At 41.9% G+C, this 15747-nt stretch carries 13 protein-coding genes; 12 read left to right on the top strand and 1 reads right to left on the bottom strand.

The window, feature by feature from the left end; translation table 11 throughout:
• Window positions 1–21: 21 nt before the first annotated feature.
• Entirely contained in the window at window positions 22–1236 is a 1215-nt protein-coding gene (locus tag GWI97_RS15295; protein ID WP_036938933.1) for a pyridoxal phosphate-dependent aminotransferase, read from the bottom strand.
• A gap of 854 nt (window positions 1237–2090) precedes the next feature.
• Here GWI97_RS15295 and hexA point away from each other — a divergent pair.
• The 12 genes from hexA to nuoL all read left to right on the top strand — a co-directional run bounded on the left by hexA (window position 2091) and on the right by nuoL (window position 15732).
• Window positions 2091–3008 (top strand): transcriptional regulator HexA, encoded by a 918-nt coding sequence (gene hexA / locus GWI97_RS15290; protein WP_036935567.1) that lies wholly within the window; start codon window positions 2091–2093, stop codon window positions 3006–3008.
• Between the two features lie 800 nt (window positions 3009–3808).
• Window positions 3809–4261: an NADH-quinone oxidoreductase subunit A gene (locus GWI97_RS15285; protein WP_036912633.1), complete on the top strand. Its 453-nt coding sequence runs from the start codon at window positions 3809–3811 to the stop codon at window positions 4259–4261.
• A gap of 17 nt (window positions 4262–4278) precedes the next feature.
• Window positions 4279–4953, top strand: coding sequence for a NuoB/complex I 20 kDa subunit family protein (locus tag GWI97_RS15280; RefSeq protein ID WP_004243697.1), 675 nt, complete (start codon window positions 4279–4281; stop codon window positions 4951–4953).
• Between the two features lie 76 nt (window positions 4954–5029).
• Entirely contained in the window at window positions 5030–6826 is a 1797-nt protein-coding gene (nuoC, locus tag GWI97_RS15275; RefSeq protein WP_036935570.1) for an NADH-quinone oxidoreductase subunit C/D, read from the top strand.
• Between the two features lie 2 nt (window positions 6827–6828).
• On the top strand, window positions 6829–7374 hold the full coding sequence (gene nuoE, locus GWI97_RS15270; RefSeq protein ID WP_006533305.1) for an NADH-quinone oxidoreductase subunit NuoE: 546 nt from the start codon (window positions 6829–6831) through the stop codon (window positions 7372–7374).
• Window positions 7371–8735, top strand: coding sequence for an NADH-quinone oxidoreductase subunit NuoF (gene nuoF / locus GWI97_RS15265; RefSeq protein ID WP_036935572.1), 1365 nt, complete (start codon window positions 7371–7373; stop codon window positions 8733–8735). Before nuoE ends, nuoF begins: the two co-directional genes overlap by 4 nt.
• Before the next feature lie 53 nt (window positions 8736–8788).
• Window positions 8789–11521 carry an NADH-quinone oxidoreductase subunit NuoG gene (gene nuoG / locus GWI97_RS15260; protein WP_072024200.1) on the top strand — a complete coding sequence of 911 codons (2733 nt, stop codon included), beginning with the start codon at window positions 8789–8791 and terminating at the stop codon, window positions 11519–11521.
• Window positions 11521–12498, top strand: a complete 978-nt coding sequence (gene nuoH, locus GWI97_RS15255) for an NADH-quinone oxidoreductase subunit NuoH (RefSeq protein ID WP_006533300.1) — start codon at window positions 11521–11523, stop codon at window positions 12496–12498. The genes nuoG and nuoH overlap by 1 nt, the downstream gene beginning before the upstream one ends.
• A gap of 14 nt (window positions 12499–12512) precedes the next feature.
• Window positions 12513–13055 carry an NADH-quinone oxidoreductase subunit NuoI gene (gene nuoI / locus GWI97_RS15250; RefSeq protein WP_036935576.1) on the top strand — a complete coding sequence of 181 codons (543 nt, stop codon included), beginning with the start codon at window positions 12513–12515 and terminating at the stop codon, window positions 13053–13055.
• Between the two features lie 12 nt (window positions 13056–13067).
• A complete protein-coding gene (gene nuoJ / locus GWI97_RS15245; RefSeq protein WP_036935578.1) occupies window positions 13068–13601 on the top strand; it encodes an NADH-quinone oxidoreductase subunit J in 534 nt (177 codons plus the stop codon).
• Window positions 13598–13900, top strand: coding sequence for an NADH-quinone oxidoreductase subunit NuoK (gene nuoK / locus GWI97_RS15240; protein WP_023581731.1), 303 nt, complete (start codon window positions 13598–13600; stop codon window positions 13898–13900). The genes nuoJ and nuoK overlap by 4 nt, the downstream gene beginning before the upstream one ends.
• Entirely contained in the window at window positions 13897–15732 is a 1836-nt protein-coding gene (nuoL, locus tag GWI97_RS15235) for an NADH-quinone oxidoreductase subunit L (protein WP_036935580.1), read from the top strand. The genes nuoK and nuoL overlap by 4 nt, the downstream gene beginning before the upstream one ends.
• The last annotated feature ends 15 nt before the right edge of the window (window positions 15733–15747 follow it).

Raw genomic sequence — 15747 nt, 5'->3', positions numbered from 1 at the left:
TTGTTCTAATAAAAGATAATTTTATTGGTGATAACCCACAATAAAACGACCAAATTTTTGAATTGCCATATCTAAATCATCTTCACGAGGAAGGGTGACAATACGGAAATGGTCTGGGTATGGCCAGTTAAACGCTGTACCTTGCACTAATAGCACTTTTTCTTGCAGTAATAAATCAAGGATCATTTTCTGATCGTCTTTAATACTGTAGCGATGTAAGTCAATTTTAGGGAACATATACAATGCACCCATTGGTTTAACACAAGATACACCTGGTATTTGATTGATGAGTTCCCAAGCGCGATTACGTTGTTCGTATAAACGGCCACCTGGCAGAATAAATTCACTAATACTTTGATAGCCACCTAATGCTGTTTGAATGGCATGTTGCATCGGGACATTGGCGCATAAACGCATAGAAGCTAGCATATTTAAGCCTTCAATATAACTTTTAGCATGCTTTTTAGGGCCGTTTAATACCATCCAACCTTGACGAAAACCAGCAACCCGATAGGTTTTTGATAAACCATTAAAAGTGACTGTTAATAAATCAGGCGCCATCGCTGCAATAGAGTGGTGCTCTGCATCATCATAGAGAATTTTATCGTAGATTTCGTCGGCAAAGATAATAAGGTTATGTTGACGGGCTATTTCAACGATTTCCAGTAAAATATCTTTACTATATACCGCACCTGTTGGATTGTTTGGATTGATAATCACAATACCACGGGTGTTTTTTGTAATTTTACTGCGAATATCATCGAGATCAGGGAACCAACCTTGTTGTTCATCACACATATAATGAACCGCATTTCCCCCAGAGAGAGAAACAGCAGCCGTCCATAAAGGATAATCAGGGGCTGGTACAAGCATTTCATCACCATTATTTAATAAGGCTTGCATTGCTTGTACGATTAATTCAGAAACACCATTACCAATATAGATGTCTTCAACAGTGACATCACGCATATCACGAGCTTGATAATGCTGCATGATAGCTTTACGCGCAGAGAACAGCCCTTTCGAATCACTATAGCCCTGTGAACTTGGTAGATTACGAATAACATCTACTAAGATCTCATCAGGTGCTTCAAAGCCAAAAGGTGCCGGGTTACCAATATTGAGTTTTAAAACTTTGTTACCTTCTTCTTCCAGACGTTTTGCTTCTTGCAAAACCGGACCTCTAATGTCGTAACAGACATGTTCGAGTTTATTTGATTTTTTAATTTGATTCATAGCGCGTTTACCTAATAGGGTCTGACGTGTATCTCCGCTGTGGCGACTTAACGACATTTATCGCCAATGACTATTCATATAGAAAGATACGAATAAAAAGGCTGTCCCAGCAAATAACTGTTCTATCACTGTACTCTTACGTTACAAACTTTTGAAGATGCTAGGTAATTTTTGGTGTAAAAGGTCAGTTTATTCTTAGAATACTATTTTGATAACTGATTGTATCGCTTATGTTGGTGTTATGTTTTACTTTTAAATTTAAACCCAGACTATTATTCCGAAGAGAGGGGGCTTTTTAGTGTGGTGATCAGAGATAAGTTGATGTGGTAGGCAGGTAGACGAAATGTTGCATAATCAATTATTGAATAATTTTATCGGGTTTGTATTATCTGACTTAATATATTAAATTTTCAAATAATATGGTTAAATCTACTTTATTCTATAGCAATCAATCAGTTTAAGTATAAATTAAATTTAAATCTTAAATTTAATTTATAGGGGAAGATACTTAAATTGGAGTGCATAGTTAAGGTAATTTAAATTATTTTCAAAATGTTAAAAATTATGCATGAGAAAGCAATATAGTATGATCCATGTCTAACTTGTGATGATGGTATACAGTTCTTTCTTGTGAATGCTTAAAATGATAATAAAATTTAATTTGTTACAAAAATATGCAATTCCTTTCTATCTAGGAGGTGTAAACGATAAGAAACAAATGTAAAGTAATCTGTATGTCTTTGCTCTCTTTTTCAGAGTAGAGTACTGTCTAAATCTGAAGTCTTTTTTAGACTTTTGATAAAAAACACCAGGTATATGTAATTTAAAAATCAAAAATAAGTGAAGAATAAACAATGATTAATGCAAATCGTCCGATAATGAATCTCGACCTCGATCTGCTTAGAACGTTTGTCGCTGTAGCAGATTTAAACACGTTTGCAGCTGCAGCTGCAGCGGTATGTCGAACCCAGTCTGCTGTTAGCCAGCAGATGCAACGTTTAGAGCAATTGGTGGGCAGAGAGCTTTTCGCCCGTCATGGTCGTAATAAATTACTTACAGAGCATGGCCTTCAATTATTAGGTTATGCGCGTCAAATTTTACGTGCAAACGATGATGCAACTGCGTCATTAACGTATAGCGATGCGGAAGGAGAGCTACGTATTGGTGCTTCTGACGACTCTGTTGATACGTTATTACCTTTTTTATTAAACCGTATCGCATCAGTGTATCCACGTTTAGCGGTTGATGTCCGTATTAAGCGTTCTCAATATATTGAAACAATGTTAGATAATCATGAAATTGATTTAGCATTAACAACGGCACGGATTGGGCATCATCCACGTACAGCATTACGTACAGCACCCGTGTTATGGCACTGTGCGCCTGATTTCCAAGTACAAATGAATGAACCTATCCCTTTAGTTGTCATGGATGAAACGAATCCGTTTCGTCAATTAGCAACGAATACACTCGATGATGCGGGTATTCAATGGCGTATTGCTTATGAAGCAGCCTCTTTATCTGCTGTTCGTGCTGCTGTAAATGCAGAAGTGGGTATTACAGCGCGTCCACTTGAAATGCAAAATGCCGATTTACGTATTTTAGGTGAAAGCGAAGGTTTACCGCGTTTACCTGAAACACAATATTGGTTATATCGTAACTTTGATGAACAAAATGAAGCGGTGTTAACTGTATTCAATGCAATTGAAAACAAGAAAACACCTTATACTGTCACTGCTCCTGAAGATATCAACTCTACGGAACTGGAATAATCATATTAATAATTGTGTAAATATTGTGTGTTAGAACACAAAAATTAAAGATTAAAAAAACAGTCAAATAAGACTGAGTAGTGATAAATAATGATAAACGGGAATAGATGCAATTAAACGCATTTACTCCCGTTTTTTTATTATCATTTTGGTGGATAGTAACATTATGTTAATATTTATGTTGATTTATGTATTCATCTTTGTGACATTTCATTCCATAACCCTCTCAACCACGTGTTAAAAAAATGTTTACCTTTCCCCCTGGTTAATCAGTTGTAGGATTTGTTAACAAATAAAAAGATTGTCTAGGTTTTAAGAGAATAAAAACACAAATCAAAATGGATATTTGACCTCCTCCACAATATTGGAAAGTTAATTTGTTAAAATTTGGATAAATTTTAAACTGATTAAGTATTTTTTCGACTATTTTGTGAGTTTGATCAAAAAAATAAGGCACATTTGCCTGTATTGAGTCAGGTTTTTCCTGAGATACTGGTGTAGTAAAATCGAATTATCGGTTAGACTAAGCGTGTTAGCAGAAAATTTGTAGGTTGACTGACACGTTTTAGCATTAGCCAGTAATTGTATGTTAAAAACGAGTGTTAAATTTGTTAAATCGCGATGGAAAACTGAGTGATTTGTCGCAAAGTTTTCCAAAAAAGAAGAAAGGTATAAATAGACTGTTATTATTTCTTTAATTAGCAAGTCTGTTTAATTCGCCTTTTTTTTCGTAATTAGAAATGTGGTGTAAACCGCCGGATAAGAGTTGGTTAATTGACACCACCTTTGATGAGTAAGCAATGAGTATGTCTACAACCACCGAAGTTATCGCCCATCACTGGGCATTTGCTGTCTTCCTCATAGGCGCATTGGGGTTATGTTCGCTCATGTTGTTGGGTGCCCGCTATTTAGGCGGACGCGCACAAGCAAGGGCAAAACATGTTCCTTATGAATCAGGTCTTGATTCTGTTGGCAGCGCTCGTCTGCGCATGTCGGCTAAATTCTATTTAGTTGCCATGTTCTTCGTTATTTTCGATGTTGAAGCACTGTTTCTTTATGCCTGGGCTGTTTCCGTTCGTGAAGTCGGCTGGTTAGGCTTTATTGAAGCATCAGTCTTCATCGCTATTTTATTAGCTGGATTATTCTATTTGGTTCGCATAGGCGCATTAGATTGGACGCCTGTCCGTTCTCGCCGTGAAACTGCGAGTAAAAGCCATGTTCGATTAACCAGCGGCAAACATCCGCAGCAGTAATAAGCGAGGCATTAGAAATGGATTATACACTCACCCGCATCGATCCGAACGGTGAGAATGACCGTTATCCCCTGCAATCACAGGAAATCGTCAGTGACCCATTAGATGCTCACGTTCATCGCAGCGTGTATATGGGAAAACTGGAACATGCGTTGCATGACGTTGTGAACTGGGGACGGAAAAACTCTTTATGGCCATATAACTTTGGTCTTTCTTGTTGTTACGTTGAAATGGTGACGTCATTTACGGCTGTGCATGACGTAGCACGTTTTGGTTCAGAAGTATTACGTGCATCCCCTCGTCAAGCTGACTTTATGGTGGTTGCGGGGACTTGCTTTACGAAAATGGCACCTGTTATTCAACGTTTATACGATCAGATGTTGGAGCCTAAATGGGTTATCTCTATGGGGGCATGTGCTAACTCTGGTGGTATGTACGACATCTATTCTGTAGTGCAAGGTGTGGATAAGTTTATCCCTGTTGATGTGTATATTCCTGGATGCCCGCCACGCCCTGAAGCTTATATGCAAGCATTAATGTTATTACAAGAGTCCATTGGAAAAGAACGTCGCCCATTATCATGGGTTGTCGGCGACCAAGGCGTTTACCGTGCCAATATGCAATCAGAACGAGAAAGAAAACACGGTGAGCGTATCGCAGTTAAAAATCTGCGTACTCCTGACGAAATTTAAAGGCTTTTGCCTAAGACGTAACCAGAGCAATGTGTTGCGATCATAGTAACCCTGATCAACGTTGTGGTGAATAGAAATGACCGATCAGATAGCGCAAAAAGGCGCTCGGCCAGCGTGGGAAACGACCGATCATATTGATGATCAGGTGGTTAATGAACTGCGTCAGAAATTTGGGCCAGATGCGTTTACGTTCCAGCCTACTCGTACTGGCATGCCAGTTGTTTGGGTTAAGCGGGAACAACTCATTGAGGTAATGCTATACCTCAAATCTTTACCAAAACCTTATGTCATGCTGTTTGATATGCATGGCTTTGATGAGCGTCTTCGTACACACCGTCAAGGCTTACCAGCAGCAGACTTTTCCGTTTTCTATCATCTGATATCAATCGATCGTAATAAAGATATTATGTTGAAAGTCGCATTAAGTGAAAATGATCTTAATGTTCCGACTATCACATCTCTCTTTCCTAACGCGAATTGGTATGAGCGTGAAGTCTGGGATATGTTTGGGATTGTCTTTAATGGGCACCCAAATTTACGCCGTATAATGATGCTTCCTGATTGGGAAGGTCATCCACTGCGTAAAGATTATCCTGCGCGTGCGACAGAGTTCGATCCTTATGTGCTGACAAAGCAGAAGCAGGATCTGGAAATGGAATCGCTGACATTTAAACCTGAAGAGTGGGGGATGAAGCGCGGTACGGAGAATGAGGACTTTATGTTCTTAAACCTCGGCCCTAACCATCCATCCTCTCACGGTGCATTCCGTATTATTCTTCAGCTTGATGGCGAGGAAATCGTCGACTGTGTACCTGATGTGGGTTACCACCACCGTGGTGCTGAAAAAATGGGTGAGCGCCAATCTTGGCACAGCTATATCCCATATACAGACCGAATCGAATACCTTGGCGGATGCGTGAACGAAATGCCTTATGTACTTGCAGTGGAAAAACTTGCCGGTATTGAAGTGCCTGAACGCGTTAAAGTCATTCGTGTCATGCTATCTGAGCTATTTCGTATTAATAGTCACTTATTGTATATCAGTACTTTTATCCAAGACGTTGGCGCCATGACGCCAGTGTTCTTCGCCTTTACTGATCGTCAGAAAGTTTACAACATTGTTGAAGCGATTACCGGATTCCGTATGCACCCAGCATGGTTCCGTATTGGCGGTGTTGCTCATGACTTACCTCGCGGTTGGGAACGCTTATTACGTGAATTTTTAGATTGGATGCCAAAACGTCTAGATTCTTACGTAAAAGCAGCACTGCAAAATAGCATCTTGAAAGGCCGCACTATCGGTGTTGCCTCCTATAACTCGAAAGAAGCGTTAGAGTGGGGTGTTACAGGTGCGGGTCTTCGTGCAACAGGAGTGGAGTTTGACGTACGTAAATGGCGTCCATATTCAGGTTATGAAAACTTTGAATTTGAAATCCCTGTCGCAAGTAATGGTGACTGTTACGATCGTGTAATGCTAAAAGTAGAGGAGTTACGCCAAAGCTTACGCATCTTGGAACAGTGCTATAAAAATATGCCAGAAGGGCCATTTAAAGCAGACCATCCACTGACAACGCCTCCACCTAAAGAGCGCACATTACAGCATATCGAAACGATGATTAACCATTTCTTACAGGTTTCATGGGGCCCGGTTATGCCTGCTAATGAATCATTCCAGATGGTTGAAGCCACTAAAGGGATCAACAGCTATTACTTAACCAGTGATGGCAGCACAATGAGCTACCGTACACGTATTCGTACGCCTAGCTTTGCTCATTTACAACAAATCCCAGCGGTTATCCGCGGTAGCTTGGTTTCTGACTTGATTGTGTATCTGGGAAGTATTGATTTTGTAATGTCGGATGTGGATCGTTAATCATGCAAAATGAATTAAACCAAAAAGATGATGCTGTGCAGATTGAAATTGTTGATGTCACGCACTCAAAGAAAGCGACGTTTGTATTAACTGAAGAAGAACGCGCTGAAATTGAACAAGAAAAACATCACTACGAAGATCCGCGAGCCGCATCTATTGAAGCACTGAAAATTGTGCAAAAGAACCGTGGATGGGTCGAAGATGGCGCAATTTATGCGATTGCGGATGTTCTTGGGATCCCTGCTAGCGATGTTGAAGGCGTTGCTACGTTCTATAGCCAAATTTTCCGTCAACCCGTTGGTCGTCACATTATTCGTTTTTGTGACAGCGTGGTTTGTCATATTACAGGTTATCAAGGCATTCAAGCAGCAATTGAAAAGCATCTTAATATCATTCCAGGTCAAACAACACCAGATGGTCGCTTTACATTACTGCCAACCTGCTGTTTAGGTAATTGTGATAAAGGTCCTACTATGATGGTAGATGACGATACTCACAGCTTTGTTAAACCTGAAGAGATTGAAACGTTACTGGAGCAGTATCCATGACAGCAATTTCGGGAGCAAAACCGATTATTCGTAGCGCAGAAACGCACCCGCTAACGTGGCGCTTACGCGATGATCGTCAGCCTGTATGGTTGGATGAATACCGTGCTAAAAACGGTTATAAAGCGGCAGAAAAAGCATTAAAAGGTATGTCACCGACGGAAGTGACCACTGAAGTTAAAGATGCTGGTCTAAAAGGTCGTGGTGGTGCTGGATTCTCAACAGGCTTGAAATGGAGCCTGATGCCAAAAGATGAAAGCATGAATATCCGTTACATCCTTTGTAACGCAGATGAAATGGAGCCGGGAACATATAAAGACCGTCTCTTAATGGAAGAACTTCCTCATCTGTTAATTGAAGGGATGATTATCGGTGCTCACGCACTAAAAGCTTATCGTGGTTATATTTTCCTTCGAGGTGAATATGTTGAAGCCGCTAAGCATTTACGTCACGCAATCGAGGAAGCAAAAGCAGCAGGCTTTCTTGGTAAAAACATCTTTGGTTCAGGTATTGATTTTGAATTGTTTGTTCATACAGGCGCAGGTCGTTACATCTGTGGTGAGGAAACAGCCTTAATCAACTCATTAGAAGGTCGTCGTGCGAACCCGCGATCTAAACCTCCATTCCCCGCAACATCAGGCGCATGGGGTAAACCAACTTGTGTCAATAACGTCGAAACACTGTGTAACGTGCCTGCGATTATTGAACACGGTAAAGATTGGTATATCGGCTTAAGTGAAGGCAAAAGCCCAGATGCGGGGACTAAATTAATGGGATTCTCAGGTCGCGTGAAATTTCCGGGCTTATGGGAATTACCCTTTGGTACAACAGCGCGTGAGATCCTTGAAGATTACGCAGGCGGTATGCGTGATGGCCTTAAATTGAAAGCATGGCAACCAGGGGGGGCAGGTACTGACTTTCTCACTGAAGATCACCTCGACCTCCCAATGGATTTTGGCACGATTGCCAAAGCAGGTAGCCGTTTAGGCACAGCGCTTGCGATGGCGGTAGATAATGAAATTAATATGGTTTCATTAACGCGCAACTTAGAAGAATTCTTTGCGCGCGAATCTTGTGGCTGGTGTACACCTTGTCGTGATGGCTTGCCATGGAGTGTCGAAATCTTACGTGCGATAGAAAACGGTAAAGGTCGTCCTGGTGATATTGAAACCCTTGAGCATTTATGTCGTTCTTTAAGTCCAGGACACACATTCTGTGCTCACGCACCGGGTGCAGTAGAACCTTTACAAAGCGCCATTAAATATTTCCGTGAAGAATTTGAAGCGGGCATTATTCAAGAAGATTATACCAATGCCAACTTGATCAGAGGTATTCAGCCTAACTTGCTGAAAAGCCGCTGGTAATTTTTCACGACACATTCTAGGTTTAACGCCTGCTGTGCAGGCCTTTGGGAAGCATGCTGACTATGGCTACGATTCATGTAGACGGCAAAGAATATGAAGTTAACGGGGCTGATAACCTGTTAGAAGCCTGTCTTAATTTAGGCTTAGATATTCCTTATTTTTGCTGGCACCCAGCGCTGGGAAGCGTTGGCGCTTGCCGCCAGTGTGCGGTTAAGCAGTATCAAAATGCTGAGGATACCCGCGGTCGTTTAGTGATGTCTTGTATGACACCCGCGACTGATGGCACGTTTATTTCTATTGATGACGAAGAAGCGAAGAAATTCCGTGAAAGCGTTGTTGAATGGTATATGACAAACCATCCTCATGACTGTCCAGTTTGTGAAGAAGGAGGCAACTGCCACCTTCAAGATATGACGGTAATGACAGGTCACACTATGCGTCGCTATCGCTTTACAAAGCGTACACATAGAAACCAAGATCTGGGACCGTTTATTTCTCATGAAATGAACCGTTGTATTGCTTGTTATCGCTGTGTTCGTTATTACAAAGACTATGCTGATGGTACTGATTTAGGTGTTTTTGGTGCGCATAACAACGTTTTCTTTGGTCGTGTTGAAGATGGCACATTAGAGAGCGAATTTTCGGGTAACTTAGTTGAAATTTGTCCGACAGGTGTATTTACTGATAAAACTCATTCATCGCGTTATAACCGTAAGTGGGATATGCAGTTTGCACCAAGTATTTGCCAAGGCTGTAGCATGGGCTGTAATACAAGCCCAGGTGAGCGTTATGGCGAACTACGTCGTATTGAAAACCGTTATAACGGGACAGTGAACCGCTATTTCCTCTGTGACCGTGGTCGTTTTGGCTATGGTTATGTGAATTTAGCAAGTCGACCTCGCCAACCTAAAAAACGTTTAGGAAGTAACTGGTTAGAGATCAATGCTGTACAAGCAACTCAAGCTGCCGCGGATATGCTGAAGAAAAGCCAGCGTATTATCGGCATTGGCTCACCACGTGCAAGTATCGAAAGTAACTTTGCATTACGTGAAGTTGTGGGGGCTGAAAACTTCTATAGCGGTATTTCTGCATCAGAGCAGAAACGTTTGACATTAATGCTAGAGATTTTACAGAAAGGTGGTGTTCATACGCCATCTCTGCGTGAAATTGAAGATTACGATGCGGTTTTAGTGTTAGGTGAAGATTTAACGCAAACCGGTGCTCGTATGGCATTGTCTGTACGCCAAGCAGTGAAAGGTAAAGCACGCGAAATGGCTGCCGCTCAAAAAGTTGCTGACTGGCAAATTGCTGCGATTATGAATATCGGGCAACGTGCGAAATATCCTCTGTTTGTGACTCATGTTGATGAAACTCGTCTTGATGATGTTGCTGCGTGGAGTTATCGCGCCCCGGTTGTTGATCAAGCACGCTTAGGTTTTGCAATTGCCAATAACATTAATGGTGAAGCACCTGCGGTTGATGGCATTGATGAAGCGCTGAATAAACATATCGAGATGGTTGTTCAAGCACTTTCTCAAGCGAAAAAACCACTAATTATCAGTGGTAGTCATGCAGGTAGCGAAGACGTTATTAAAGCTGCTGCCAACATTGCGTTTGCATTAAAAGCAAAAGGTAATGAAGTAGGGCTTTCGTTTGTTGCTGATGATGCAAACAGCATGGGGCTTGCCATGATTAATGCGCAACCTATTGATAATGCTTTAAAAATTATGCGCAGTGGTCAAGCTGACACCGTTGTTGTTATGGAAAATGACTTATATCGCCATTACGATGCCGACATGATTGATGATGCGATTGCGAAAGTTGATAACTTAATTGTTATTGACCACCAGCAAACAGAAATTATGGCGAAAGCACATCTGGTTCTTCCTGCATCTTCGTTTGCTGAAAGCGACGGAACAATGGTGAGTCAAGAGGGTAGAGCACAACGTTACTTCCAAGTTTTCGAACCTTCTTTCTATAACAAAGAAGTGGTGATGCATGAAAGTTGGCGTTGGTTAAGTGCAGTTGATTCACAATGGCATGAAAGAACGTTAGATTGGACTCAGTTAGACGATGTGATTGAGCATTGTGCAACAAGTCTTCCTCAGTTTGCAGGCATTGTTGATGCAGCCCCGAATGCGTCATTCCGTATACGTGGTCAAAAACTAGCGCGTGAGCCACATCGTTACAGTGGTCGTACTTCCATGTTGGCAAATGTATCTGTTCATGAACAACGCCAACCAAAAGATATCGATACGCCATTTGCATTCTCAATGGAAGGTAATAACAGCCCAACAGCACCTCGCCAACAAATTCCATTTGCATGGGCTCCGGGTTGGAACTCACCTCAAGCATGGAACAAATTCCAAGCAGAAGTGGGTGGGAGCTTACGCTTTGGCGATCCGGGTGTACGCTTAATCGAAAGTGGTGATAATACACTTGACTACTTCACAGATATTCCTGCGCCATTTAATGCCCAGAAAAATCAATGGATTGTCGCACCTTACTACCGTTTATTTGGGAGTGAAGAGTTATCGCAACGCGCGGAAGTTATCCAATCTCGTATGGAAACCGCTTATTTGACATTGAGCGAATCTGATGCACAAGCATTAGCGTTAACTCAAGGTCAGCAAGCGATGTTTACTTATGAAGGTCGTGAATTCACCTTACCTGTGAAAATTAGTGCTCACCTGACTCAAGGTCAAATCGGCTTGCCGTTAGGTATGGCAGGTATTTCTCCATCGCTGGTGGGTGTATCGGTTCGTCAACTGCGGGGTATTGCATAATGAGCTGGTTATCTCCTGAAGTTACAGAGATTTTACTCACTGTTCTAAAAGCCGTGGTGATCTTGCTTGTCGTGGTCACCTGTGGTGCTTTTATGAGTATGGGGGAACGCCGATTACTGGGGTTATTCCAAAATCGTTATGGGCCTAACCGTGTAGGTTATGCAGGTTCAGCACAGCTAATCGCGGATATGATCAAAATGTTCTTTAAAGAGGACTGGATCCCAAAATTTGCTGACCGCTTTATCTTCACCATAGCACCAGTAATTGCGTTTTCATCTTTATTGCTGTCATTTGCCATTGTACCGGTTAGTTCAACATGGGTTGTTGCTGACTTAAACATTGGTATTTTATTCTTCTTGATGGTTGCGGGTATCGCGGTTTATGCCGTGTTATTTGCAGGTTGGTCAAGTAATAATAAATATTCATTGTTAGGTGCAATGCGTGCGTCAGCACAAACCGTAAGTTATGAGGTGTTCTTAGGACTCTCAATCTTAGGGGTTGTTGCTCAAGCAGGTTCTTTTAACTTGACAGATATTGTGAATTCACAAGCGAATATGTGGAATGTTATTCCACAATTCTTTGGTTTTATTACGTTTGCGATTGCCGGTGTTGCTGTTTGTCACCGTCATCCATTTGACCAACCAGAAGCAGAGCAAGAGCTTGCGGATGGTTATCACATTGAATATTCCGGTATGAAATTCGGTTTGTTCTTTGTCGGTGAATATATCGGGATCGTTGCGGTATCAGGTCTTATCGTGACGTTATTCTTTGGTGGTTGGCAAGGTCCTTTCTTACCGTCATTCATTTGGTTTGCACTGAAAACAGGATTCTTCATGATGATGTTTATTCTTATTCGTGCTTCGTTACCGCGTCCGCGTTACGACCAAGTGATGTCTTTTGGTTGGAAAATTTGCTTACCGTTAACGCTTATCAATCTGCTGGTAACTGCTGCAGTGATACTTTACAACGCTCAATAAGGGGTGATTGAACCATGACTTTAAAAGAGTTATTGACTGGTTTCGGCACCCAGGTACGAAGCATTTGGATGATTGGCTTACACGCTTTCGCCAAACGTGAAACACAGATGTACCCGGAAGAACCTGTCAATGTTGCACCACGCTATCGTGGACGTATTGTATTGACGCGTGATCCCGATGGTGAAGAGCGCTGTGTTGCTTGTAACTTGTGTGCAGCAGTCTGTCCAGTTGGCTGTATTTCATTACAGAAAGCAGAACATGAAGATGGCCGTTGGTATCCGGAATTTTTCCGTATCAACTTTTCTCGCTGTATTTTCTGCGGTTTATGTGAAGAAGCTTGCCCAACAACGGCGTTGCAATTAACGCCGGATTTCGAAATGGGTGAGTTTAAACGTCAGGATCTGGTTTATGAAAAAGACGATCTGTTGATTTCTGGACCCGGCAAATATCCTGAATATAACTTTTACCGTAAAACAGGTATGGCGATTAATGGCAAAGACAAAGGTGAAGCAGATGATGAAGCTAAACCTATCGATGTCAAAAGCCTGTTACCGTAAGGAGCGATATTCATGGAATTTGCATTTTACATCGCGGGGCTGATTGCCATCCTTGCAACATTGAGAGTTATCACTCATACCAATCCAGTACACGCACTGTTGTACTTGGTGATTTCCTTGATTGCACTCTCTGTGGTTTTCTTCTCGTTAGGTGCCTATTTTGCAGGAGCATTAGAAATCATTGTTTACGCTGGCGCCATTATGGTGTTGTTCGTTTTCGTGGTAATGATGCTCAACTTAGGTAAATCTGTCGTTGATCAAGAGAGAAAGTGGCTACAACCGAAGTTTTGGATTGGACCTGCACTTTTATCTTTGGCGCTATTAGCGGTGTTAATTTATGCCATTAGTAGTGTCACTCACGGCGAAATTGCTGGAGAAGTGATTGGCGCGAAAGAGGTCGGTATTAGCTTATTTGGGCCGTATATTCTGGCTGTTGAGTTAGCATCTGTTCTCTTATTGTCTGGATTGATTGTTGCTTATCACATTGGTCGTGATCAGAGCCATGACGATCTCGTTGAAAACGAAAACGCAGGGGAGCAAAAATGATACCTCTTCAACATGGTTTGATCTTGGCTGCGGTACTGTTTGTGTTAGGTTTTACCTGCTTAGTACTTCGCCGCAACCTGTTGTTTATGTTGATCGGACTAGAAATTATGATTAATGCAGCTGCACTGGCGTTTGTTGTCGGGGGTAGCTTTTGGGGTCAAACAGATGGTCAGATAATGTATATTCTGGCAATCAGCTTGGCAGCGGCAGAGGCAAGTATTGGTTTGGCATTGTTGTTACAGCTTCATAGACATCGCCAAAACATCAATATTGATACAGTTAGTGAGATGCGCGGATGAATATACTCTATTTAACCATTCTGCTACCACTGCTGGGATTTTTACTGCTTGCTTTCTCACGTGGTCGTTGGTCTGAAAACGTATCTGCATGGATTGGTACTGGCTCGGTTGGTTTATCGGCGTTAGTGACACTTTGGGTGGGGATGGATTTTTTTGCCAATGGGCAAGAAACTTCTGTTCTGACTTTATGGAACTGGATGTCAGCAGGGAATTTTAATATTCCGTTCACGCTGGTTCTTGACGGCCTTTCATTAACCATGCTGGGTGTTATTACCGGTGTTGGCTTCCTTATTCATATGTATGCATCGTGGTATATGCGTGGCGAAGAAGGCTATTCTCGTTTCTTTGCTTATACCAACTTATTTATCGCAAGTATGGTTGTTTTAGTACTGGCTGATAACATGATGTTGATGTATATGGGGTGGGAAGGGGTTGGTCTATGTAGCTACCTGTTAATTGGTTTCTATTATAGCAATCCTGCTAATGGCGCAGCGGCGATGAAAGCGTTTATTGTAACGCGTATCGGTGATGTATTCTTAGCGATTGGTATGTTTATCCTGTTTGACCAATTAGGGACATTGAGCTTCCGTGAAATGGCAGTGCTTGCTCCTGAACAATTAGCAGTAGGCTCAAGTGTCATTAACTGGGCAATGTTAATGGTATTAGGCGGTGCCGTAGGTAAATCTGCACAGCTTCCATTACAAACTTGGTTAGCGGATGCTATGGCAGGCCCAACACCGGTATCTGCATTAATTCACGCTGCAACCATGGTTACAGCGGGTGTGTACTTAGTGGCACGTAGCAATGCGCTATTCTTAATGGCTCCAGATGTGCTGGAATTAGTTGGTATTATCGGTGCAATCACATTAGTTTTAGCGGGTTTTGCTGCGTTAGTACAAACAGATATCAAACGTATTCTTGCCTATTCAACCATGAGCCAAATTGGTTATATGTTCTTGGCTTTAGGCGCCCAAGCTTGGGATGCGGCAATTTTCCACTTAATGACTCACGCTTTCTTTAAAGCATTACTGTTCTTATCAGCAGGCTCTGTGATTATCGCCTGCCACCATGAACAGAATATCTTTAAGATGGGCGGGTTACGTAAGAAGATCCCATTTGTTTATGCTTGTTTCTTAATTGGTGGTGGCGCATTAGCCGCATTACCATTGTTAACAGCAGGGTTCTTCAGTAAAGATGAAATCTTATGGGGTGCGTACTCAAACGGGCATTTTAACTTAATGCTAGCGGGGCTAGTTGGCGCATTATTTACGTCACTTTATACCTTCCGTTTGATTTTCATCGTATTCCATGGTGAAACCAAAACCGAAGCACACCAAGTGAAAGGTTTTACACATACTTTCCCATTAGCAGTATTAGCACTGTTATCAACGTTTATCGGTGCGTTAATTACTCAACCGTTAGGTGCTGTTTTCCCTGAAGGAAACGCATCGCATGATGGTAAGTATGTGTTAGAAATACTTTCTGGTGTGGTAGCGATTGTAGGCGTTGCCATTGCAGCATGGTTATACCTGAAACAGCGTCAATGTGTTTCTAAGGTTGCCAATACTCGTACAGGTCGTTTCTTCTCAACATGGTGGTTCCATGCTTGGGGATTCGATGCACTGTATGAAGTGCTGTTTGTCAAACCTTATAAAGGGGCAGCGTGGCTTATCCAAAATGATCCTGTTAACCAATTCTTTAATCTGTTCGGTTATCTGCTTAAAGGTACCAATAAAGGATTAAGTTTCAGTGAAAATGGATTAGCTCGTTGGTATGCGGCTTCTCTCGGTTTAGGTGCAGTGCTGGTTATCGCTCTGCTGCTTCTGGTTTAATTAAGGGACACATTG

Source organism: Proteus sp. G2300 (assembly GCF_009915965.1).
GTDB classification, from domain to species: Bacteria; Pseudomonadota; Gammaproteobacteria; order Enterobacterales; family Enterobacteriaceae; genus Proteus; species Proteus vulgaris.
Note: the sequence above shows the minus strand (reverse complement) of the source record. Positions and strands in the feature narration are given on the sequence as shown.

Coding starts and splice junctions, on each gene's coding strand:
- nuoH (WP_006533300.1), top strand. CDS start 11,521: ATGAGCTGGTTATCTCCTGAAGTTACAGAGATTTTACTCACTGTTCTA.
- nuoK (WP_023581731.1), top strand. CDS start 13,598: ATGATACCTCTTCAACATGGTTTGATCTTGGCTGCGGTACTGTTTGTG.
- nuoG (WP_072024200.1), top strand. CDS start 8,789: ATGCTGACTATGGCTACGATTCATGTAGACGGCAAAGAATATGAAGTT.
- GWI97_RS15280 (WP_004243697.1), top strand. CDS start 4,279: ATGGATTATACACTCACCCGCATCGATCCGAACGGTGAGAATGACCGT.
- nuoL (WP_036935580.1), top strand. CDS start 13,897: ATGAATATACTCTATTTAACCATTCTGCTACCACTGCTGGGATTTTTA.
- nuoE (WP_006533305.1), top strand. CDS start 6,829: ATGCAAAATGAATTAAACCAAAAAGATGATGCTGTGCAGATTGAAATT.
- nuoF (WP_036935572.1), top strand. CDS start 7,371: ATGACAGCAATTTCGGGAGCAAAACCGATTATTCGTAGCGCAGAAACG.
- nuoJ (WP_036935578.1), top strand. CDS start 13,068: ATGGAATTTGCATTTTACATCGCGGGGCTGATTGCCATCCTTGCAACA.
- nuoI (WP_036935576.1), top strand. CDS start 12,513: ATGACTTTAAAAGAGTTATTGACTGGTTTCGGCACCCAGGTACGAAGC.
- hexA (WP_036935567.1), top strand. CDS start 2,091: ATGATTAATGCAAATCGTCCGATAATGAATCTCGACCTCGATCTGCTT.
- GWI97_RS15285 (WP_036912633.1), top strand. CDS start 3,809: ATGAGTATGTCTACAACCACCGAAGTTATCGCCCATCACTGGGCATTT.
- GWI97_RS15295 (WP_036938933.1), bottom strand. CDS start 1,236: ATGAATCAAATTAAAAAATCAAATAAACTCGAACATGTCTGTTACGAC.
- nuoC (WP_036935570.1), top strand. CDS start 5,030: ATGACCGATCAGATAGCGCAAAAAGGCGCTCGGCCAGCGTGGGAAACG.